Origin of the sequence: Prosthecobacter sp. (assembly GCF_044222565.1) — a bacterium.
Lineage (GTDB): Bacteria > Verrucomicrobiota > Verrucomicrobiia > Verrucomicrobiales > Verrucomicrobiaceae > Prosthecobacter.
In genome coordinates this window covers 63,001-83,309 of record NZ_JBGANA010000022.1, presented here as the reverse complement: position 1 = coordinate 83,309, position 20,309 = coordinate 63,001, and the positions used below count along the sequence as shown (strand labels likewise).

The window sequence follows — 20,309 nt, the reverse complement described above, 5'->3', positions numbered from 1 at the left end:
TGCCGTAGCTTGCGCAGCGGCTCAGGGGCGAGTGGCTTTTGTTTTCGCGGCGGCGGCTGGAGTCAGTGAGGCCACGGGGACCACGGCGAGTTCATTGGCGGCATGGCTTTTATGCGTGTAGCCGATGTAGAGGCGGCCCTCGTGCTCGACGGCGTAGGGGTAGCTGAAGTCGGCCTTGGGATCCGAGACTCCTGGAGTGCCGGCGAAGACGGAAGGGCGGATGAGGAAGACCTGGCTGAAGACATTTTCTCCCGGCCTGCTGACGGCGATGGTGAGCGGAGAGCGGCGGCCTCCGGTGTCTGCCGTGGTGGTGCACACGAGGTAGCGCTGGCCGGTGCTGAGCGTGCCTGCATAGGGCTTGCTGGTGGCCATGGGAAGATTGGAGGGGGCAGAGGGCTTCCAAGTGCGGCCGCAGTCCTCGCTGCTGCTCACCAGTGCCTGCGCCTTCTGGCCATAGCGTGAGATATTGATGATATGGCTGCCTTCCACGATCACCGAGCATTCGCCCCAGACATTGCCGAGACCACGCACCACAGGGATGACCACGAGGTCCCAGCGGGTGAAGTCATCGCCATGGCTGATGGCCACGGCAGGCAGGTCTCCTTTGAAATCGTAGCCTTTGGAGACACGTGCGCCGGCCATGATCCAGTTGCCGTCAGCCATTTTTTGCGGCTCCTGCATGGGCCAGAATCCGGAGTCGATGATCATGCCATGCGGCTCCCAAGCGCCGGTGGTTTCATTCAGGGTGTAAGCACAAGTGTGCGTGCGCTGAAAGCGGTCATAAAACGCGCCCATGAAAGCCCAGAGCTTGTCTTTGTGGGAGAGGAACACGCCGTGGCTCACGCCGAGGCTGCCCTCTCCGGAGTCCATCACGACTGGTGGGCCCCAGGTGTGGCCGGCATCCTCGCTCACACGCACATGCGCCTCTTCGGTGGGCGTGTTTTCGCTGCCTTTGTTGAAGCCATAGGAGGCATACAGTTTGCCTTTGTGCCAGGCCAGACCGACACCGAGCGTCCAGCGGGCGCCGTCTGCATCCGGGGCCTGCTTTTTGATGACGTGGAAATCCGTGCCCTGCAGCAGTGGCAGATCTGCGGAAGCGGGGAGTTTTTGCGTGGCATCCCAAAGAGGGAAGTCGGCGGTGAAGGATTTCGGGAGATCATGTGTGGCCTCCACGGGATGATAGGCTGCGGCGATGTCTGCGGCTGACATGGCGTGTGGCTCGATGCGTGCGTCATCGAGCGCTCCGATGAACTGCTGGCGGGGTCTGCCCTCATCGAAGATGCCACCGAGTGTGACTGGTGCGGCGGTGGCGGGGATGGGCTGCGTGAGCTTGATCTCTCCGGCGGGCTGGCCATTCAGATAAAGAGCGGCGCGCTCAGGAGTGACCACCAGCGTGGCAAGGTGCCAGCGGCCCGGCTGCAGCGGTTGCGCGCAGGTGATCTCGCTCCAGCGTTTCTTCTGCTGCAGGTGCGCGCGCAGCCTGCCGTCCGGCTCCACGGTGATGCCCCACTGGCGCTCGCCGAGCGAGTAGCGGTTTTTGCCGATGAGCATCTGCTGCCCGCCGTGGAGCGAGTAGGGATTGAACCAGACGGAGGCGGTGAAACTGGAACCGCTGGCGAGGGCGCTGCTGTTCTTCAGTTCGATCACGGAAGCTCCATCGAGCACCAGGCTCTGCGCCACCGCACCGGGAGCGGAACCGGCGTCTCCATGCAGCAGAAGCGCGCCGTCCACGGAGTCCAGCGGCCAGACCTCCGCGAGGCAGGCAAGTGGCAGAAGGGTGCAGAGAAAGAGGAGGTGTTTCATGAAATGGCGAATGGCTGCTGCTGGAACGCCAGTGCTTGGGAGCAGAGGTGCCGTGGGTGGATTTGGCACAGGCGGGCGCGGCGGTGATATGATCAATCGTGCGCCCGCCTGCGTTTTCAATGCAGGGAAAATGGCACGGCGTCTTTTGATCTCTGCCGCATAGCCTGAAGCCCGATTTCGCATAATAACTGACGCCGCATGAATTTTACCGATGTCCGCAAGCTCTCCGAACTGCGCTCCGTGCTGGAGGGTTTTGCCGCGAGGCATGCGGCCATGAACGCCTCTTCCGCGCCGGCGGCGCTCAAGCAGCTGCGCGCTCTGCTGCGTCGGGTGACGCAAGCGGTGCGGCAGCGCGACTATGCGGCCTTTCGGAGCGCGGACCGTGAGCTGCACGAGAGCATCATCCAGCTGGCGGACCTGCCGCTGCTACGAGAGACGTGGCGGCGTGTGTGGGACAGTTTGCTCACGTTTCATCAGCAGGGCTTTGAGGATTACTTTCCTGACAATCGCGTGCTGGCGGATGAACACGAGCATCTGGTGGAAACCATCGCGCTGGGAGATCCCGCCGCTGCTGAAGATGCCGCGCGCAGCCATGTGGAGGCTGTGTGGTTTCGGATCGCCGAGGCTATGCCGAATGCGTCAGAACCCGCAGGCGATCCGCTACAGCGTGCTGCCGCGCATCTGGCCTTTCGCCTGCATTGCCCGCTTAAGCTCACAGAGGTGGCGCGCGACGTCGCTTTCACGAGTCCAGGAAATTTGAGCCGGCTGTTTCGCCGCCGCCACGGACTGAGCTTTCAGGCATACCTGCAAAAGCTGCGCCTGGAAAAAGCGGCCGAACTCCTGAGCCACACCCGCCTGTCCGTGGCCCGCATCGCGCGGCGCGTGGGGTATCGAGACGTCTCGAGATTTGGCCAGCATTTCAAACGCGCCTTTGATGAGACACCGGTGGGGTATCGTGCTTCGAGGGGGTGAAGCGGAATGCTTACGGTTTCGTTTCCTGGGTGCGCAGTTTGCCCAGTACATCCAGTGATTGCTTTTCGATGATGTCAGCCGCCTTGGTGGTGAGGTAGGAGTGTTCGCCGAACCAGGTCTCGTAGCTGCCGCCTTCGAAGGCTTTGGCGCTGGGGACGTAGCCGTGAGCGCCGTTGGTCTGCTCCACGGTCATGATGTGCTTGAAGGGAGACTGCTCTTTGATTTTCATGGCGATGCTGCAGAAGAGCTCGTCCGCATTGGTCACGATGGCGAAGTCCAGGCCGATGCGGATGCCGGTGAGGAAGTAGAGGTAGCTCGGCTGCTCGCGGGCCTTCATGCTGGTGTAGGCCTTGCGGTAGTGCTCGAGCTGTCCGGGCCAGTTGCGCGCGACTTCGGCTTCTTTGAATTCGGGGTGTTCGCGGCCTGGCATCTGGAACTCGCGTGTTTCGATGGCGAGCGTGGGTTTTGTCACGGGCTCCAGGCGCTCGAGGCAGTGCAGGATTTCGCCGCCGAGGCGTTCTTGGAAAAGATCGCGCCGGACGCTGTAGATGGGGTTCACATCGCCGCAGGCACCGGTTAGGAAGAGGGTGGGCACGGCGTAGCCGAGCGCCTTCTGCACGTGCAACTCCACATCGCCGGGATAGTCGGCGGAGATGAGGGGGGCGCGGTTGTTGGCGGCGTGGCAGGCGAAGTTATAGAGAATGGCTTTGTACTTTCCATCTGCGCTGCGCACTGCGAGGAGATCGAAGTCGGGATCGGCAGGGCCTTCGGCGGGATAATTGCCAGCCTCGTCCGGCTTGAGCTGCCAGCGGTTCCAGGCGTGGCCTTCTTTGATGACGCGGCGGCATTCGGCCACGCCCTCGGCGGTGCCGCGTGCCATGCCGAGTGTGCAGGGTGTGAGATCGTTCGCGGCTTTGCTCACGGCTTCCGTGATGGGGGTGACGAGTTTGTCCGGATAGTAACTCCAAAGCGGGCCGCTGTGCGTGTGCGAGGAGCAGATGATGACATTCGCTGCCGGGATGCCGGTGGCCTGCTCGATGCTGGCGCGTGCCTTCACCGTGAGATCCACGGGATACTTCAGCGTGTCCAGCGTGACGATGGCGACCTTGGTGTCGTTGGCTGAAAGCACGAGGGCACGCACGTTGAGGCGTGTCTTTATCTCTGAGGTTTTCTTGGGTGAAGGAGAACCTGCGAGCGTTACCTCGCCGGTGGGCGTGATGTCCACGAGGCCTACGCCGGCCTCCAAAGTGTCCGCTGCTGAGGCCAGGCACTGCAGGCCTGCCAAAGCGAGGGCGAGCAGGCTTTTGAAAATGGGGAGCGGAATGCGGGACGGATGATGCATGAGAGGGAGGTTTCTCAGTGAGGACGCAGGACTTTCCCGAGTGCTTGAATGCGTGAGTCGTCGGGCTTGCCGTCAGCTCCCAAGGTGGGGATGAGCCAGCCGCCTTCGTCATTTTCATTCCAGCCGTAGATGAGCACGCAGTTGGCGGGATTCAGGTCGCGGTGAGTGCGTGTCCACTGCACGGCCTCCTGCACGTGCCTGGCGATTTGTTCAGGCGTGCCTGTGGCGGCATCGCGCAGGGGCTTTTGCTGCTCGGGCGGTGTGAGGTCTGGCTCGGCTTTGATCCAGCGGCACCATGTCGGCGGCCGTTCCTGGCGCGGGCGGGTGTCCCAGCCTGCGGTGGCGAAGGTGATGCAGGGCGTGCGGTCATGCTCCCACTTCTGCCAGAGCTCCTGCGCCACATGCTTGCTCACGAGCTGCTCATACGCGGCGGGCTTGGGCGAGTAGCCGGTGCCCACGGCTGCGTATTCAGACACCGCATCAAAGCCGAGCTTCACGCGCTCCTCGGCGGGGTTCCAACCCATGAGCACGAGGTAGGGCTCCGGCAATCCTGCGGCGACGGTGAGCTGACGAAGTTCATCAAACACTTCCCTGCCGTATTTCTTCGGGCGGGCAAAGACGCAGAGCAGCGGGCGGCCATCCAACACGCGCAGGTAGTTCGGATTTTTGAAATGCTCGATCACACGCGGCCAGTCTTTCGGGCCTCGGCCATCGATCTGCCCGCCTTCCTCGATGAAGCAGAAGCGCAGGCCGCGCTTGTCCGCCGCTGCGAGGTAGCGGTTGAACGCATGCGTCATGTCGCTGCCGGGGCCGTAGTCAAGAAAGGCCCAGTAATCCAGGCCTGCTGTGGAGGCATAGTCGAGCTCCTGCCGCATGATGGTTTCGCTGTCGCCATTGATGCTCACGTTGTCTCCGCCTTGAAGCTGCGCGAACCACGGCAGGCGGAAGTGGTACTTCGGAGGGCCCAGAGAGCGCTCCACTTCCTTCACCGGTCCTTTGTCTGAGTACCACGCATCCCAGCGGATGGCCCCGACGAGCGGACGGCTTACTTCGGAACGAATGCTGAAGGAAGGCGTGGCGATCGCGAGGATGAGCAGGAGAGCGGACTTCATTTTGATTCGGGCTTTGTTTGTGGCTGCGGCTTCTCCGGGGCTCTTTTCCAGAGTTCGTCGAGCATCTCCACGCCGGTATCCACCAGTGTCTGGATGCCTTCCAGCGAGACGAAGTTGGCGCCGGCGAGGGTTTCGTAGCCTTCGTGTTTGAAGGCAGCTTCGGTGGGTTCGTAGCCGACCCAGTGGTTGGTGAGTTCGCTGAGGACGGTGTGAGGGAAGGGTGAGCGCTTCTTCACGGAGATGCCCCACTCCACAAAGAGCTCACCCGCATTGGTGGCGATGGCGAAGGGGCCGATGCGTGCGGCGCTCACGGGCACGTTCAGGAGGCGCGGCATGGATTCGGCGGTTTTCTTTGCGCCTTCAAACGACTCGGGCCGCCAGCCCAGGCGCGAGATCGCTTCCGGGCGCTGGGCTTCGGCATTGCAGCGTGGCACGTCCACATCGCGGCGCATGTAATCAACGACGGGAGATTCCACTGGCAGCGCGGTCTTGGCGGCCTCGACTGCGGCATTGGCAAAGACTGCGGCACGCTCCTTCCAGTCGGGGGCCCAGCAGACGGGCGGCTGGATGTTGCCAGAAGCGCCCTGCATGAAGACGCCAATGGCCTGCGGGCCGAACTCTTTTGCCAGGGTGTCTGCGATGACGCCGGGATAATCGGCGGACCAGGTGTGAATTTTGATGCGGTCATGCAGGCAGGGGTGGCAGGTGAAGTTCATCAGCGTGCCAAGCATTTTTCCTTCTGGCGAATCGAAGCGCACCAGCCACAGTTCGGGATCGATGACGCTTTCGCTGCCCAGCACCTGCGGCACTTCCTTGAGGTCGTTGAGTTTTTTCAGCCAGGTGTTCAACACGAGGCCGTCAGCCTTGGAGATGAGGCGGCGATTGATGTGGCCTTCGAGCACGAGAGAGCGCCCGACAGACATGCGTGCGGGCTGCAGTGCTTTGTTGGCCTGCACGATGCTGTCGGAGATGAGCCTGGGCAGGGTGTCGATGTATTCTTTGTTGGCCGTAGCTTTGTCTCCATCGGCCGGGATGAGGGGGCCGCTGTGGTTGTGGCTGGGGCAGATGAGAATGCCTTCGCGCGTGATGTCGGTCTGCTGCATCACCAGCTCGATGGCTTTGTCTGAGAGATCGCGACGGATTTTGACGAGGTCCACGCCCACGATCGCGAGTTTTTTGCCGCCGCTGGAAACCACCATGGCGCGTGCTTTGAGGGGATCGTCCGTGGCGGTGCTGAGCGGGCCCATCGGTCCCGTGATGATGGCACCGATGGGAGGCGTGATGTCCACCTGGGCAAAGCCGGCCTGCAGCTCGGCTGCACCTGCGGTGTTCCCAAGGAAAAGGCATGCGGAGAGGAGCATGAGGGCGGCGATTGCCGGAGCGAGGGATGACGTGGTACGCGATTTCATGGGACAGGTCGGAATGGGCGTGCCGGGAGCAGGAACCCAAGCGCTCTGTCTGTACGTGTGCAGCAGCTGCATTGCTTCCACGATTGTCTGGCAGGGGGCGGCATGAGGGTGCTCCTGGTGGTTGATGTCCCAGGGGACAAACCGGCTTTTGCAGGGCACGGAAAACTTTTTTCAGAAATCTTGTCCTGCCCTGTCCTCGGCAGGCGGGTTCGTTTGTCGTGTCATTGAACGGAACGCTGCGGCAGACCGGGAAGAAGGCAGAAACGAATTCCCATCAACACCCTACCCCCACCAACAATGACCATGAAAACGAAACACACGATTGCATCGCAGGCCGAGTGGCTTGAAGCCCGCAAGGCGCTCCTCGCGGAAGAAAAACAGCTCACCCGGCAGATGGACGCCATCAGCGCCAAGCGCCGCGCCCTGCCGTGGGTGAAGATCGACAAGGACTATCAGTTCGACAGCTGCGGCGGCCGCGTTTCGCTGGCGGATCTTTTCTGCGGAAAGAGCCAGCTCGTCATTCAGCATTTCATGCTCGGGCCCGGCTGGGAAGAGGGCTGTCCGAGCTGCTCCTACATGGCAGACCACACGGACTGCATGCTGCCACATCTGGCGGCGCGAGATGTGACGATGCTGGCTGTGTCCCGTGCGCCGCTGACGGAGATCGAGGCGTTCAAGAAGCGCATGGGCTGGAGCTTCGGCTGGGTGTCCTCCAATGGCAGCGACTTCAACCACGACTTCCACGTCTCATTCACCGAAAAAGAAGTGGAGAGCGGCAAGGTGGACTACAACTACACCGAGCAGCCCTTTGGCAGCACGGAGGCTCCCGGGATCAGCGTTTTCCAAAAAGAGGCCGATGGCACGATCTACCACACCTACTCGGTGTATGGCCGCGGGGTGGAGCTGATGATGGGTACGTATCGCATTCTCGATCTGGTGCCCAAAGGCCGTGACGAAGACAGCCTGGAATGGACGATGCAGTGGGTGCGCCACCACGACCGCTATGATTCCGACGCAACCTCCAAATGCGGCTGCCGCTCCGAGGAGGCGAAGGCATGAGCACGCGGCGCTGCTGCCAAAGCACGAGACCTGCCGGGCGCATGAGAAGAGTTGCCAGCTGGCTGGTCCCGGGCACGGTGCTGGCCCTGATGCCGAAGTGCCCGATGTGCCTGGCGGCGTATGTGGCGCTCGGAACGGGCGTCACGATATCCTATGCTTCAGCCCACATCCTCATGCGCTTGCTTACCTTGCTTTGCATCAGCGCATTGATCCTTTGCGCAGCGAGGCGTCTGCTGAAACATATACGTCAGAAATCTTCACTCAAACTTCACTCCACTCATTCCAATTCATGAAATCCGAACCCACCTCTCAATACATGTTTCTCGTCCGCGGCGGCTCGTGCAGCTCCGGACATTCCCCCGAAGAAATGCAGGCCCACATGAAGGTGGTCTATGACTGGATCGACGGTCTCACAAAGAAGGGCATCTTCAGCGCGGCACAGCCGTTGACGCCAGAAGGAAAAGTCGTCTCCGGCCCGGGACTCGTTTCTGATGGCATCGCCGCTGAATCCAAGGAGGCGGTGGGCGGCTTTTTCATCCTCAATGTGGCGTCGATGGAAGAGGCCGTGAAGATTGCGGAATCGTCCCCCATGTTTGGCAACGGTGGCAGGCTGGAGGTCCGCCGCATCGCCGCACTTACTGCGTGTGAATGATCATGAGCCTGCAGGGCACCAGTGCAGGTGAGGTGGCTGATCACTTCTTCCGCCATGAAGGCGCGAAGGTGATCGCCACGCTCACGGCGCACCTCGGCACGCATCGGCTGCAGCTGGCGGAGGATGTGGTGCAGGAGGCGCTGCTGCGCGCGCTGCAGACATGGTCCTACCGGGGTGTGCCTGACAACCCCGCCGCATGGCTCACGCAGGTGGCGAAAAATCTCGCGCTCAATGCGCTGCAGCGGGAGCAGCGATGGAACGAAAAACAGGACGGCATCGCCGCAGAGCAGGAGCGGTGGCTTTCCACACCGGCTGAAGACATGAAGCACGAAACCTTTGCGGACGACACACTGCGCCTGATGTTTGTCTGCTTTCATCCTGAGCTGGCCACGGATGCGCAGACGGCGCTGGCGCTGCGCACGCTGTGCGGCTTCAGCCCCGGGGAAATCGCGGCTGCCTTTCTCACGAGCGAGGCGGCGGTGGCGAAGCGGCTGGTGCGCGCGAGGCAGCGCATCCGCGAGCTGGCGCTGCCCTTTGTGGTGCCAGAGCCTGCGGAGCTCTCCGCGCGGCTAAGCGGCGTGCTGCACACGCTCTACCTGCTTTTCAATGAAGGCTACAAAGCCTCCACCGGCGACCGGCTGGTGCGCGATGATCTGTGCCATGAGGCCATTCGCCTGCTCACACTGGTCACCGAACATCCTGCCACGCAGGAGCCACGCGCGCTGGCCCTGCTGGCGCTGATGCTGCTCAATGCCGCGCGCCTGCACACACGCACGGATGATGCGGGGCATCTGCTGCGGCTGCATGAGCAGGACCGCAGGGCGTGGGATCAGGCCATGATCCAGCGCGGCATCGCATCTCTGCTTCAGGCCTCCCAAGGAGGGGTGCTGAGCGTGTATCACATCGAGGCGAGCATCGCCGCCACGCATTGTCTGGCGGCGGATGCTTCATCCACGGACTGGCCGCGCATTTTGCATTTGTACGATCAGCTGCTGGCCATCACTCGCTCGCCTGTCACGGCGATGAATCGATCTGTGGCCGTGGCGCGTGTGCACGGGCCACAGGCGGGACTGGACGCACTGCAGGGCATTGCGCAGCGCAGCGTGCTGGAGATCTCTCACTTATTCTACGCCATCCGAGGCACTTTCGCCGCCGAGCTGGGCCAGACCGTGGACGCGCTAGCCCATTTCAAACAGGCGCTCAAGCTGGCCACGCTGCCCGTGGAGCGCGAGTTCATATCGCGGCGGATCGCGGAGTGCGGTGGCTGAGGCCTGTCTCAACGATGGTGACCGCCATGATGGCTGCCACCAAAGCCACCGTAATGATGCCCGCTGTAGCCGCCGAACCCGCTGTGATGCTGTCCGCCGTAGCCATGGGAAGGTGAACGATAGCCAGGGCTGTAACGGTTGTATCCGTAGCTGCCGTAGTAAGGGCGATAGTAGGAGCTGCGGTAGCCGTAGCCATAACCGCCGCCGTAGTAAGGACCCACGCAGGAACTCAAGGAACCCAGGGTGAGGATGGCGGCGAAAAGAAGAACCATTTTTGATTTCATAGGTTCAGTGTCGGACGCAGCGCCTGCGGATCTATTCAGCGAATGACAGTGGATTATAAAAAGGGGGGCGGATTGCATACCCCGGCGCCGGCTTGGGCATGCAGGTGGCTAGTAGTTCCAAAGCACCACGGGGATGCTGTCGGAGACTTTTTCGCCAGGTGTGGCGCGGAGCACCAGCAGGGAAAGCTCCAGCGACATAGAGCATCCCGCGCCGCGGCATCCTCCACGGTGCAGCGCGAATCTTGGGAGAACGAGTGATGGGCGGAGCGTTTGCGGCCTCAATCACCTTCGGGCTCGGCGGGTGCTGGAATACCACGCCGGTTTCCAGCAGCAGACATTTTCTTCAGTTGCCAAAATTGCCTGGCGGTTTCGATTCAAACGTAGGAGCGGCAGGCTTCGTCTCCTCTGTTTTGGGCGTTGCTGAAGGAGGTGGAGGCGCGGCTTCGGCGGGCTTTTTTTCTGGCGGCTTGCGCAGGGAAGGAGCGCTCGAAGCAGGGCCTCTGCCGCCACCTTGGGCGATGCGCTGATTGAGATGCGCGAGTTCATCGGGATCGATCTTGCCGTTGCTGTTGTGATCCAGGCGGGACATGATTTTTCCACCCGCGAGCATCTTCTGCAAGCCTTCGACTTCGTCGGCATCGATCTGATGATTGCCGTTTTTGTCCAAGTGCTTGAACTCCGCCATCATGCGGCCTCTGCGATCGTGCGTCCCGTTTGATCTGGGGTTTTCGGCTTCGGCCAGTTCGATCTCGCCATTGGCATTTTTGTCGAGGTTTTTGAGGGTCATGTAGGCCTGCTGCAGCGCAGGCAGTTCATCCGCATCGATTTGATGATTGCCGTTTTTGTCGAAGGTCTTGAGTACTTCGCCATTGGCACCGCCGTGATGGGCCGCGGAGTTTGGAGGACGTTTGCCGCCTTGAGCAGCCCAGGTGGCTGCGGGGAGCAGGACTGCTGCGATGACGAGTCTGTGATAGGTGGTGGTTTTCATAAGAGGTTTTAACCGCTATTGGCAGCGCGGGTTGCGCAAGAAGGAAGAATTCGGATCGTGGGAAACATTTTTTCCTCGCGACGATGTTTGGACAGGGTCCACGCAGAGGCTCAGGCAAGTCTGGGCCAGGGTTGGGGTGAATCGATCAACCCAGCGTGCATCCATAAGTGCTGAGTCCGACGCAGCGCCCGCGAAACTATTCAACTCATCGTGGCTCATTTCAAAAATGGACGGCGGATAGCAAAGCACGGATGCGAGCCTCTTCACCGTTTTTGGCTTGATGCGGCGTGACGTTTTTATGTAAAAGTGCCGATATGCGGTGCAAATATTTACTCATGATTCTTCCCTGTCTGCTGCTCACCACCAAGAGTCTCAGCCAAGCAGCGGCACATGCGCGTCCTTTGGGCGAGTTCTTCAGCGGCATCACCGGCAAGCAGATGCGCAAACTGGCCGACAGTCGCGATGAACAGGAAAGGTTCCAGGCAGCCAAGGAACTCTCCGCGCTGCTGGAAGCCAAGGAAAAAGGCAAAAAGTGGACTTTGAAATTCACCAGCAGTGGCAAGGCCATGGTCGTCATGGACAATCAGATCTCATTGTCAGGCGACCCCGAGAAAAGTGTGGTGCGAGCCAACGGCGAGCAGATCCATGTGACAGTCATCGCCGAGGTCCCGCCGACCCTTAAGGACAAGGTCCTGAAATGCCGTGAAGGCAGGAAGGTTTTTGTGACCGGCACAATCAAATCGATCTCCATCAGCTATCGCGCGTCACTTGTGGGCACGAGCAATGGACGGAGTGTCTATGGACCGAACCGGTTCACTGCGGGGATCACCGTCACGGGGGAAGATGTGGGGCTGGACAAGTAGCAGGGGGACCCAGAGCTACAGCATCCCGGCCAGATCCTGCGCGAGAAGAGCGGCTTCATTCACGGGGCGACTGGCTTCGCGCTCGACTGGGGGGAGGGAGAGATCGGCTTCGTTGAAGACGCGTACGGCCATGTGGAGCTGGCCGTCGGCGATCCAGGTATTGGCGCCCACGGGGGTCTGACAGCCGGCGCCGAGAATTTTGAGGAATTCACGCTCTGCGGTGATGCGGGATTCGGTTTCGGCGTGGTTGAGAGCGCGGATGGCTTTGATCGTTGCTTCATCTCCAGCGCGGCATTCGATGGCGATGGCGCCCTGACCGGCGGCGGGGAGGAATTTCACGGGATCGAGCACGAGTCCGTACAGGGTGTGGGTGTCGATGTGGATGCGGCTGAGGTTTGCATTCAGCAGGCCCAGGCGCAGCAGGCCGGCGGCGGCGAGGAGGACGGCATCTAGGGCGTTTTCGCCGAGCACTTTCTTCACGCGGGTGGGGACGTTGCCGCGGATTTCGACGATCTGCACATCGGGGCGCAGGAATTTGAGCTGGGCGGCGCGGCGCACGCTGCTGGTGCCGACGCGGGCGCCCTGTGGGAGGGTTTCAAGGGTGTAGGGATGGGCGGAGACGAGCACGTCCTCGATGGCGGCGCGGGGCAGGACGGCGGCGATGGTGAAGCCGGCAGCGAGGTCGCTGGGCACGTCCTTGAGGCTGTGAACGGCGGCGTCGATCTGCCTGTCGGCGAGGGCGATTTCGAGCTCCTTGATGAAGATGCCTTTGTCCACCTGGGCCACGTCGCTGAACTCGGAGAAGCGCAGGTCCTGGCGCTTGTCCCCGCTGGTCTGGATGATCTGGCGCTCGATGCTGAGGTGCGGATGCGCGGTCTGCAGCGCGGCGGTGACCATGGTGGTCTGCGTCAGGGCCAGTTCGCTGCCACGGGTGCCGAGGATGATTTTTGCGGGGGTCATGGTGGGGTGCGCAGCTTTTCACGGACCGGGGCGGGACGCAAGGGATGCTCTCTCAGCTTTGCGCCCGGACTTGTGCCATGCTGCGCTCCACTTTCTCCCGGTCTGGTGGGGCCAGGGGATTGGTGGCATGCAGTTCTTCGAGGCGCTGCCAGGAGATGAGGCCGGTCTTCAGCAGGCGCGCACCCAGACGATGTCTTTTGGGCGACCGGCGTAGAGCTTGTTGTAGGCTACGTCGCAAACGTCGAGCACATGCAAGACGAGGCCTTCAGGGAGGATGATGGGATGTGCTCGATCTTTCCATCCTGGAGGTGTGCAGCGCAAGGTATCGGGAGTGGCATAGTCTGCATAGACCAGCTAGGTTTCTCGAAATTCACTCTCTGCTCCGATGAAGCGGTCCACCAAAACGCTGTCGAAATAAAGGATGGGCAGGTTCTGCGGAACAAAGTCGAAATCCACCGAGAAGCGCAGTTCGCCGGGGAGTTCTGGATGCAGGGCAGCCACGGCTCCAGAGCCAATGACATAGGCGTCCGTCAGCGCGGGAACGCACCACTTGAGTTTGCGTCCCACTTTTTCAAGATCCGCAAGCGTAAGCTCTTTGCCGTACATCTTCGTTTTCTTCCGGGGTGATGAAGGGACTGCCGTGAAACGGCGAGGAGGAACGCTGCCGCTGGCCTTCGTCATCTGTGGCTTCCAAAATCTGGCAGATCTGTGGGACGCTGGCCTGTTCGAGCAATTCAAGCCACTCTATCTGTGGGCGGTAGAGAAACGACCTTCTGGCAGCGAGGCGCTCCTTTGCCGTTTGAATGAGATCCGGGTTCTCACGCAGCCGCGCGGCGACGAGTCTGCCACGCTGCCACTGCATCCAGTCCTGCACCATATAGCCCGGCGGCAGGTCGAGCCAGGGCGGGAACATCGGAACTTCGTCCGGTGCATTTGGCGGAGTCTCCCTTACGACTGGCATGCGGTGAACATGCACCGGGCAGGCACCTGCGGCAAGCCCGGCTTATGAGGCGAGGCCGGACCTGGCTAAAACGATGCGACCTGAATTACGCGGGCACGAGGCCGCCGCCGGGCTTGAGGTAGCCATATTTATGCAGCTGCTCCTCGATGATGTGCTCGCAGGAGACAAGCTGGCGTTCGCGTTCGCGGCGGTTGTCGTCGGCGGTGGCCTGAAGGGCATCGATGTCGTAGAGATAGACACTTTCGATCTTGTTCACTTCCGGGTCCACATCCCGCGGCACGGCGATGTCGATGATGAGCAGGGGCTCCCAGCGGCGTTTGCGCATGGCCTGCTCGATCTGCTCGGGCTTGATGACGAAATGCGGGGCGCTGGTGCTGGAAATGATGACGTCCACCTCGTGGAGGGAGTGCTCCCATTCGTCAAATTTCATGGCGGTGCCCTTCATCTCCGCAGCCAGCTCCACGGCTTTGTCGTAGCTGCGATTGGAGACGATGATGCTCTTGGCGCCGCGGGAAAGCAGGCTCTGAGCGCAGGTGCGGCTCATCTCGCCGGCGCCGACGAGCATGACGCGGCACTGCTTGAGGTCGTGCACATTTTCCGCCAGATCCACGGCCACGCTGCCCACGCTGGTGGAGCCGCGCTGGATGGTGGTCTCATTGCGCACCTTTTTGCCGACGGTGAAGGCCTGCTGGAAGAGCTTATTCAGCGCGCGGCTGGTGGTGCCGGTGTCCAGCGCCAGCTTGTAGGCCGCCTTGACCTGACCGAAGATTTCCGTCTCCCCGAGCACCATGGAGTCCAGGCCGCTGACCACCCGGAAGAGATGCCGCGCGGCCTCGGCGGAGTCCAGATTGTAGAGCACCAGCGCCTCGGCGTGCTCGGGGTGGAGTTCAAAGCGGCGCACGAGGTAGTCGCGCAGGGCTGCATGGCCGTGATCCCCGCTTGGGAGGGCATGTGTGGCGTAGAGCTCCACGCGGTTGCAGGTGCTGAGGATCACGCTTTCCTCAAAGCCCGGCAGCCCGCGGACCTGCTGGACGGCCTCGGGCACTTTGGCCTCGGGAAAGGCCAGGCGCTCACGAACCTCCACGGGGGTGGTTTTATAGTTCAGGCCCACACAAACGAGGCCGCTGCGGCTGTCGGTCGGCTCAGGCATGCGTGACGATCCACAGAGAAATGAACGGCAGGATGAAGCCGATGACCGCCAGCCACGCGGTCCTGCGCGGCGAGGTGAAGTGCTTCCACATGAGGAACGCGCAAACCGCATACAGACCCCAGACGATCCAGGCAAACACGATGTGCCCCGCCTTAGTCATGGGCAGATGCAGGGCAAAGGAGATGCCCAGCGCGATGCTCAGAAGCAGGAGCCCCAGGCGCACAAGGCGCTGGATGGCCTGCGCCAGCCCGTGAATGGGCGGCAGCTGGTAAAACAGGCCGCCGATGTGGTGGCGCTTCAGCATGCGTTCCTGGACGAGGTACATGACGCCAGTGATGCAGGCGAGGGCAAAGGCTGCGTAGGAGATCAGCGCCAGGGCGATGTGCAGCTCCACCAGCGCATTGATCGGGCCCTTCGGCGGATAGGGCGCGAAGCCGTTCACAAACGCCATCCCCTGCATGAGGGTGACCAGTGGCGCGGTGAAAACCCCCAGCAGCGAAAGCCGAAACCCAGAACCGACGAGGAAATACAGCAGCACAATGCTCCAGGCGATAAAGACCAGAATGTCCGGCAAGCTGCGAATGGGGCACTGCCGCACCTCCTCCCCCCGCAGGTAGATGAAGCCGGTCTGCAGCGCAAAACCCAGCGCCATGAGGACGTACTGCGCCCGCGCCTGCTTCCACGCGCCGGCTTTCAGCGCCAAAAGCGCCTGCACGACCGCGCCCACAAAGACGATTGTGGCGGCGAGGAGCAATTGCTGGGAGGCTGGCATCTGGGCGGGGGGGCGAATACTCGCGGCCCTCGGCCCTTTCTGCAAGGGTGAAGAGAGTCTGTCCGGCAGCCGGATGCTCTTTTCCCGCCCGCTCGGCTCAGGGCTTTTGCTGCGCGGCTTCCAGACCGGCGGAGAGGATCGTCGTCATCGCCTTCACGACTCCTGGATTTGCCAGCCTTTCATCCACGGCAGAAAGGGCGTCGTGCACGATGTTCTCGGCAAAGCGCTCCCCGGCGGACTTGCCGGAGATGGGCGCCAGCACCTTGTCCAGGACGACGCGCATTTTCGCCGCGTAATCACCAGGCTCAGGCTGGAAGAAGACCACCTCCAGGCAGACGTTGATGGTGCGGTCAAACCGGGCCTGCTGCTTCAAACCTTCCTGCAGAATGACGAAGGAGGCGATGGACCCTACCAGGTCGCCTTCTTTGGCAGACTTGTAGAGGTAGTCCGCGCTCATGCCATTGATGGCCTTGGCGCCCTCATGCATGGCCACATACTGGACGAGCAGCTTGCTTGAGCGGTTGCGCTCCACCTCCCGCTCCACTTCGGAGAGCTTCTTCATGCGCACCCAGGCGTAGGAAAGCGCCGGCTCGAAGTCCAAATTCACGTTCTGACGCTCGGCCACGGCAAACATGCAGGAGGCAAGGGCGATGGCGACGTCCTGCCGCCCCATGCGAAGGTAGGCGGAGGCAAGGCTGTTCGTCGTCGCGAGCTGCCCCGCCAGACGGCCTGCACCCTGATTGATCTGCGCCAGTGCCTGCTCCGCGGCGGCTGCCTTGTCTTGCGCCTGCTTCACGTAGAGGTTTTTATGCGCGATGTCCACGGCACCGCCGACACGCCGGGGAGGGTTGGTTTCCAGACGCTTCAGAGCCTGATGTGCTTCCGTGAGGCTGGCCTTCTGCTGCGGCTCGCTCTGCACCAGCCTCTGGTATTCGAATTCCACTGCAAAGGGATGCTTGATCTGGTTGATGAGGTCGAGCACGGCCTTGCGCTCGGGCTCGGAGCTCGCATCCGCCGCCTTGGCCAGCACGAAGATGGTCTGCCGGGCGTCTTCCATGCTTGGCGTGGGCTTTTCTTTGAGCGGCCGCAGTTCCTCGGCCAAAGCAGGCAGATTCAATTCGGCCTTCACCGAAAGAGCTGCCGAAATGAATATGGTAACAGAGCTTAGGAAGACGCGTCTCATGCTGTAAGTATTTGAAGGTGTTGCTGATCGGATTCAGGTCAATGAATTAAAGCTCCAAAACAACCGGGGCGGACGGCAGCGCTTGCGCATCCCCGCATCTCCTCCATGATCGGCTGTCATGGCCCCCGACATTCTCGACAGCATCCGCCGCACCATTCGTGACGTGCCGGATTTCCCCAACCCCGGCATCCTTTTCAAGGACATCACCCCGGTGCTGGCCAATCCCACCCTGCTGGCGCAGACGATCGACGGGATGATCGAGGCGACGGGACTGACGGAGGTGGACAAGGTCGTCGGCATCGACGCCCGTGGCTTCATCTTCGGCGCTCTGATCGCGGAGCGACTGGGCGCGGGCTTTGTGCCCGTGCGGAAGAAGGGCAAGCTGCCGTGGCAGACGCGCGGCATCGACTACGCTCTGGAGTACGGCACGAACTCGGTGGAAATGCACCTGGATGCCATCGCCCCGGGGGAAACGGTGCTTCTGGCGGACGATCTGCTGGCTACCGGCGGAACGGCCGGGGCGGCGCTGCACCTCATTGAGGAGGCTGGCGGCAAGGTGCTGGGCAGCACTTTCTTCATCGAGCTGGCGTTCCTCGGCGGCAGGGAAAAGGTGGCTGCTGCAGGACCCGTGCACGCCCTGATCACCTACTGACTGCTCCTCCTGCGATGAACGAACGTGACTACCTGCGGCACCTCAACAAGAGCGTGCAGAAATTCTTCCCCCCCGAAGACAAGCTGCCGCGCGGCCGCACCGAGACGCTGCGCCAGGCCAAACGCTTCCTGAAGATCAAGGAGCAGCGCATCAAGCAGCGCCACCGTTCCGGCAGCTTCACGGGCGCGGAGATCTGCCGCATGCGCTCGGACATGGTCGACGTGATCGTGAGCCTGCTGTGGGACGAAAGTGTGGCCGCACTCGCACCCGAGGCACGGGCCAAGCTCAATGTGAGCGTGATCGCCCATGGGGGGTATGGACGACAGGTGATGAGCCCGGGCAGCGATGTGGACCTCACCTTCATGTTTCCCGGGAACAGTGGCAGGATCTCAAATGAAGTCGTGCAGCTCATCCGCGACTACCTGCTGTATTTTTACGATCTGAAGCTGAAGGTCGGCCACGGCTCCCGCTGCGTGGGGGAGTGCATCAAGCTGGCGAATGAGAGCATGGAGACCAAAACCGCGCTGATGGAGGCCCGCTTCATCACCGGGCATAAGGCGGCCTTTGAAGAATTCCGCGCCCGCTTTGACAAGGAGTGCATGGACGGGCAGGAGGCGGACTTTCTGAAGCTGCGGCAGATCGACCTGAACACGCGCCACACGAAGTATGAGAACACCCCTTTTGTGCAGGAGCCGAACGTGAAGAACGGCTGCGGCGGGCTGCGCGACTACCAGAACCTCATCTGGATGACCTATGCGCGCCACCGCACGCTGAACCCGAAGGACCTGGTGAACCTCGGCCTCATCTCCAAGAAAGGCTGGAAGGAGGTGGAGCAGGGGTACGACTTCATCCTGCGTGTGCGCAATGAAATGCACTACACGGAAAAGCGTGCCGAAGACCTGCTGACGCTGCGCCTGCAGGGCCCCGTGGCCACCAATCTCGGCTACCGGCACAAGCGCATTTTACGCCGAATCGAGGCGCTGATGCACGAGTACTACACGGCCACGCGGGACATTCTGCAGCGCAGCAACGAGGTGATGGACCGCTTTCACCTGCAGGCGCTGGAGACCCGCACGCAGAACAAGCTCATGGGCTTCATCGCACGGCGGAAGGCGGAGAAGGAGCAGGAAAGCTTCGACGGCTTTCAGCGCAGGCACGAGCGGGTGTATGCGGACGGACCGGCGATTTTCAAAGACGACCCGGAGCGCCTGATGCGCCTGTTCCTGCACACGCAGAAGCGCCATCTGCGCCTCAGCCCGGATCTGTTTCAGCTCATTCAGGACAACTTCCGCCTGGTGGACACAAGCTTCCGCTACAACAAGGCCAACCGTGAAACTTTTGAGACCATCCTTTCCAACAAGGGGGATGCGGCGCGCACCCTGCGGCAGATGCATCGCGTGGGCTTCCTGGGCCGCTACATGCCGGAATTTGGCGCGCTGACCAATCTGGTGCAGCATGAGTTCTTCCACCTCTACACGGCGGACGAGCACACTCTGCGCACCATCGACAAGCTCGATGAACTGAGCGATCCCACGCTCAAAGGCGTGGAGCTTTTCCAGCAGCTGTTTCACGACCTGCAGCAGCCCTACGTGCTGTACCTCGCGCTGCTGCTGCATGACGCCGGACGGGCGGCCAACAAGAAGACCCACAGCGATGAAAGCACCACGCTGGCCGCCGCCGTCTCCCGCCGCCTCCAGGTGAAAGGAGAGCGCCGCCGCCTGCTGCTCTTCCTGGTGGACAACCACCTGCTGATGTACCGCTTTGCCACCACGAAGAGCCTGGACGATCCGCAGGTCATCGAGGAATTCGTGGGCATCGTGCGCACCAAGGAGAACCTGGACACGCTGCTGCTCATGACCTACGCGGACTCCAAGGGCACCAGCGACAAGAGCTGGTCTGGCTACAAGGAGGCCTCCATCCGCCAGCTGTACCACAGCGCCCTGCGGTTCATGAACGCGCCGGCGGATTTCATGCGCCAGGTGCAGGTGCCGGTGCTGGACCTGAAGAAGGAGGTGTCACGCAGGCTTGGCTCCGGCTACGAGGCTGAAGTGGATGCGCACTTCCGGCACATGCCGCCTTCGTATTTCAACTTCCGCGAAGCGGAGCTCATCGCCGCACATCTGCGGCAGTTCCGGCTCTTCTTTGAACAGCTCATCCGTGAAGAGGCTGCGGCAGGGCTGCTGCCCGTCATGGTCTGGGAGGACCATGTGGACCAGGGCTACAGCGAGCTGACCGTCGTCTGCTGGGACCGGCATCTCCTGCTGGCGCGCATCTCCGGCGCGCTGGCAGCGGAAAGCATCAGCATTCTCAGCGCGGACCTCTACCAGCGCGCGGACCACCTGGTGCTGGACACCTTCCGTGTGTGCAACACGAACTTCGCCGCTGTCTCCACCAAGAGCGCCCGCAACCGGGTGGAAGAGTCCGTGCGCAAAGCCTTCAGCGGGCAGACTTTTGACTTTGGAGATGCCATCCTGCAGAAGCTGGGCAAGTCCGTCACCATGCTCGACGAGATCGGTGCGGAGATCCCGCAGCGCATTTACGTAAACAACAATCTCTCGCCGGACCAGACCGTGCTGGAGCTGCAGCTGGTGGACCGCCTGGGTCTGCTCTACGACATTTTCATGGCGATCGGCCGTCTCGGCCACAACGTCACCCACGCGCGGATCAGCACGGAGAAGGGCGTGGCCATTGACGCCATCTATGTGCAGGACGAGCAGAGCCGGAAGATCATCGACCGCGAGCAGCTCGATGAGCTGGCCGCCGCCGTGACCACCGCTGCGCATTTGCGACTGCGTTCTGCGAAGTAGGCCTCGGCTTTTAGCACGCTTTGGAAGGCATCCCGGTTCCGGAGATCCGGAGCGGGCTAAAGCTCTGTACTA

General features: G+C 61.8%; 19 protein-coding genes. 7 read left to right on the top strand and 12 right to left on the bottom strand.

What is annotated here, in order from left to right:
• Positions 1 to 21: 21 nt before the first annotated feature.
• A complete protein-coding gene (locus ACILSR_RS25670) occupies positions 22 to 1,803 on the bottom strand; it encodes a LamG-like jellyroll fold domain-containing protein (RefSeq protein WP_395752668.1) in 1,782 nt (593 codons plus the stop codon).
• Between the two features lie 198 nt (positions 1,804 to 2,001).
• Between ACILSR_RS25670 and ACILSR_RS25665 the strand changes: the two genes are divergently transcribed.
• A complete protein-coding gene (locus tag ACILSR_RS25665; protein WP_395752667.1) occupies positions 2,002 to 2,775 on the top strand; it encodes a helix-turn-helix domain-containing protein in 774 nt (257 codons plus the stop codon).
• Between the two features lie 10 nt (positions 2,776 to 2,785).
• On the opposite strand, the gene ACILSR_RS25660 is transcribed toward ACILSR_RS25665, so the two are convergent.
• From ACILSR_RS25660 to ACILSR_RS25650, 3 genes are read right to left on the bottom strand one after another with little or no spacing between them, the layout of a single operon-like run.
• Positions 2,786 to 4,117 (bottom strand): neutral/alkaline non-lysosomal ceramidase N-terminal domain-containing protein, encoded by a 1,332-nt coding sequence (locus ACILSR_RS25660; RefSeq protein ID WP_395752666.1) that lies wholly within the window; start codon positions 4,115 to 4,117, stop codon positions 2,786 to 2,788.
• Positions 4,118 to 4,131: 14 nt separating this feature from the next.
• Positions 4,132 to 5,229 carry a glycoside hydrolase family 99-like domain-containing protein gene (locus tag ACILSR_RS25655; protein ID WP_395752665.1) on the bottom strand — a complete coding sequence of 366 codons (1,098 nt, stop codon included), beginning with the start codon at positions 5,227 to 5,229 and terminating at the stop codon, positions 4,132 to 4,134.
• The gene (locus ACILSR_RS25650; RefSeq protein ID WP_395752664.1) at positions 5,226 to 6,638 is read right to left on the bottom strand and encodes a hypothetical protein; all 1,413 of its coding nucleotides are present in this window, start codon (positions 6,636 to 6,638) and stop codon (positions 5,226 to 5,228) included. The genes ACILSR_RS25655 and ACILSR_RS25650 overlap by 4 nt, the downstream gene beginning before the upstream one ends.
• Positions 6,639 to 6,941: 303 nt before the next feature.
• Between ACILSR_RS25650 and ACILSR_RS25645 the strand changes: the two genes are divergently transcribed.
• The 3 genes from ACILSR_RS25645 (at position 6,942) to ACILSR_RS25635 (ending at position 9,617) form a co-directional block, all read left to right on the top strand.
• Positions 6,942 to 7,697 carry a DUF899 domain-containing protein gene (locus ACILSR_RS25645; protein ID WP_395752663.1) on the top strand — a complete coding sequence of 252 codons (756 nt, stop codon included), beginning with the start codon at positions 6,942 to 6,944 and terminating at the stop codon, positions 7,695 to 7,697.
• 289 nt (positions 7,698 to 7,986) lie between these two features.
• The gene (locus ACILSR_RS25640) at positions 7,987 to 8,349 is read left to right on the top strand and encodes a YciI family protein (RefSeq protein ID WP_395752662.1); all 363 of its coding nucleotides are present in this window, start codon (positions 7,987 to 7,989) and stop codon (positions 8,347 to 8,349) included.
• 2 nt (positions 8,350 to 8,351) lie between these two features.
• On the top strand, positions 8,352 to 9,617 hold the full coding sequence (locus ACILSR_RS25635) for an RNA polymerase sigma factor (protein WP_395752661.1): 1,266 nt from the start codon (positions 8,352 to 8,354) through the stop codon (positions 9,615 to 9,617).
• An 8-nt stretch (positions 9,618 to 9,625) separates the two neighbouring features.
• Here ACILSR_RS25635 and ACILSR_RS25630 read toward each other — a convergent pair whose 3' ends face one another.
• Both ACILSR_RS25630 and ACILSR_RS25625 read right to left on the bottom strand, forming a co-directional pair.
• Positions 9,626 to 9,889, bottom strand: a complete 264-nt coding sequence (locus ACILSR_RS25630) for a hypothetical protein (protein ID WP_395752660.1) — start codon at positions 9,887 to 9,889, stop codon at positions 9,626 to 9,628.
• A gap of 355 nt (positions 9,890 to 10,244) precedes the next feature.
• Complete coding sequence (locus ACILSR_RS25625; protein WP_395752659.1) at positions 10,245 to 10,889, bottom strand: EF-hand domain-containing protein; 645 nt, start codon at positions 10,887 to 10,889, stop codon at positions 10,245 to 10,247.
• Positions 10,890 to 11,224: 335 nt separating this feature from the next.
• On the opposite strand from ACILSR_RS25625, the gene ACILSR_RS25620 reads away from it, so the two are divergent.
• Positions 11,225 to 11,752 carry a hypothetical protein gene (locus ACILSR_RS25620; protein ID WP_395752658.1) on the top strand — a complete coding sequence of 176 codons (528 nt, stop codon included), beginning with the start codon at positions 11,225 to 11,227 and terminating at the stop codon, positions 11,750 to 11,752.
• A gap of 15 nt (positions 11,753 to 11,767) precedes the next feature.
• Here the strand turns inward: ACILSR_RS25620 and hemC are convergent, their stop codons facing one another.
• The 6 genes from hemC to ACILSR_RS25590 form a co-directional block, all read right to left on the bottom strand.
• Positions 11,768 to 12,712: a hydroxymethylbilane synthase gene (hemC, locus tag ACILSR_RS25615; RefSeq protein ID WP_395752657.1), complete on the bottom strand. Its 945-nt coding sequence runs from the start codon at positions 12,710 to 12,712 to the stop codon at positions 11,768 to 11,770.
• Between the two features lie 354 nt (positions 12,713 to 13,066).
• A complete protein-coding gene (locus ACILSR_RS25610) occupies positions 13,067 to 13,279 on the bottom strand; it encodes a hypothetical protein (protein WP_395752656.1) in 213 nt (70 codons plus the stop codon).
• A 4-nt stretch (positions 13,280 to 13,283) separates the two neighbouring features.
• Positions 13,284 to 13,673 (bottom strand): hypothetical protein, encoded by a 390-nt coding sequence (locus tag ACILSR_RS25605; protein ID WP_395752655.1) that lies wholly within the window; start codon positions 13,671 to 13,673, stop codon positions 13,284 to 13,286.
• Between the two features lie 85 nt (positions 13,674 to 13,758).
• The gene (gene hemA / locus ACILSR_RS25600) at positions 13,759 to 14,823 is read right to left on the bottom strand and encodes a glutamyl-tRNA reductase (protein ID WP_395752654.1); all 1,065 of its coding nucleotides are present in this window, start codon (positions 14,821 to 14,823) and stop codon (positions 13,759 to 13,761) included.
• Positions 14,816 to 15,595 carry a cytochrome c biogenesis protein CcsA gene (gene ccsA / locus ACILSR_RS25595; protein WP_395752653.1) on the bottom strand — a complete coding sequence of 260 codons (780 nt, stop codon included), beginning with the start codon at positions 15,593 to 15,595 and terminating at the stop codon, positions 14,816 to 14,818. Before ccsA ends, hemA begins: the two co-directional genes overlap by 8 nt.
• A 97-nt stretch (positions 15,596 to 15,692) precedes the next feature.
• Positions 15,693 to 16,778 (bottom strand): hypothetical protein, encoded by a 1,086-nt coding sequence (locus ACILSR_RS25590; RefSeq protein WP_395752652.1) that lies wholly within the window; start codon positions 16,776 to 16,778, stop codon positions 15,693 to 15,695.
• A gap of 118 nt (positions 16,779 to 16,896) precedes the next feature.
• Here ACILSR_RS25590 and ACILSR_RS25585 point away from each other — a divergent pair, with 118 nt between their 5' ends.
• Both ACILSR_RS25585 and glnD read left to right on the top strand, forming a co-directional pair.
• Complete coding sequence (locus tag ACILSR_RS25585) at positions 16,897 to 17,430, top strand: adenine phosphoribosyltransferase (RefSeq protein ID WP_395752651.1); 534 nt, start codon at positions 16,897 to 16,899, stop codon at positions 17,428 to 17,430.
• A 14-nt stretch (positions 17,431 to 17,444) separates the two neighbouring features.
• Positions 17,445 to 20,237 carry a [protein-PII] uridylyltransferase gene (glnD, locus tag ACILSR_RS25580; RefSeq protein ID WP_395752650.1) on the top strand — a complete coding sequence of 931 codons (2,793 nt, stop codon included), beginning with the start codon at positions 17,445 to 17,447 and terminating at the stop codon, positions 20,235 to 20,237.
• Positions 20,238 to 20,309: the final 72 nt, after the last annotated feature.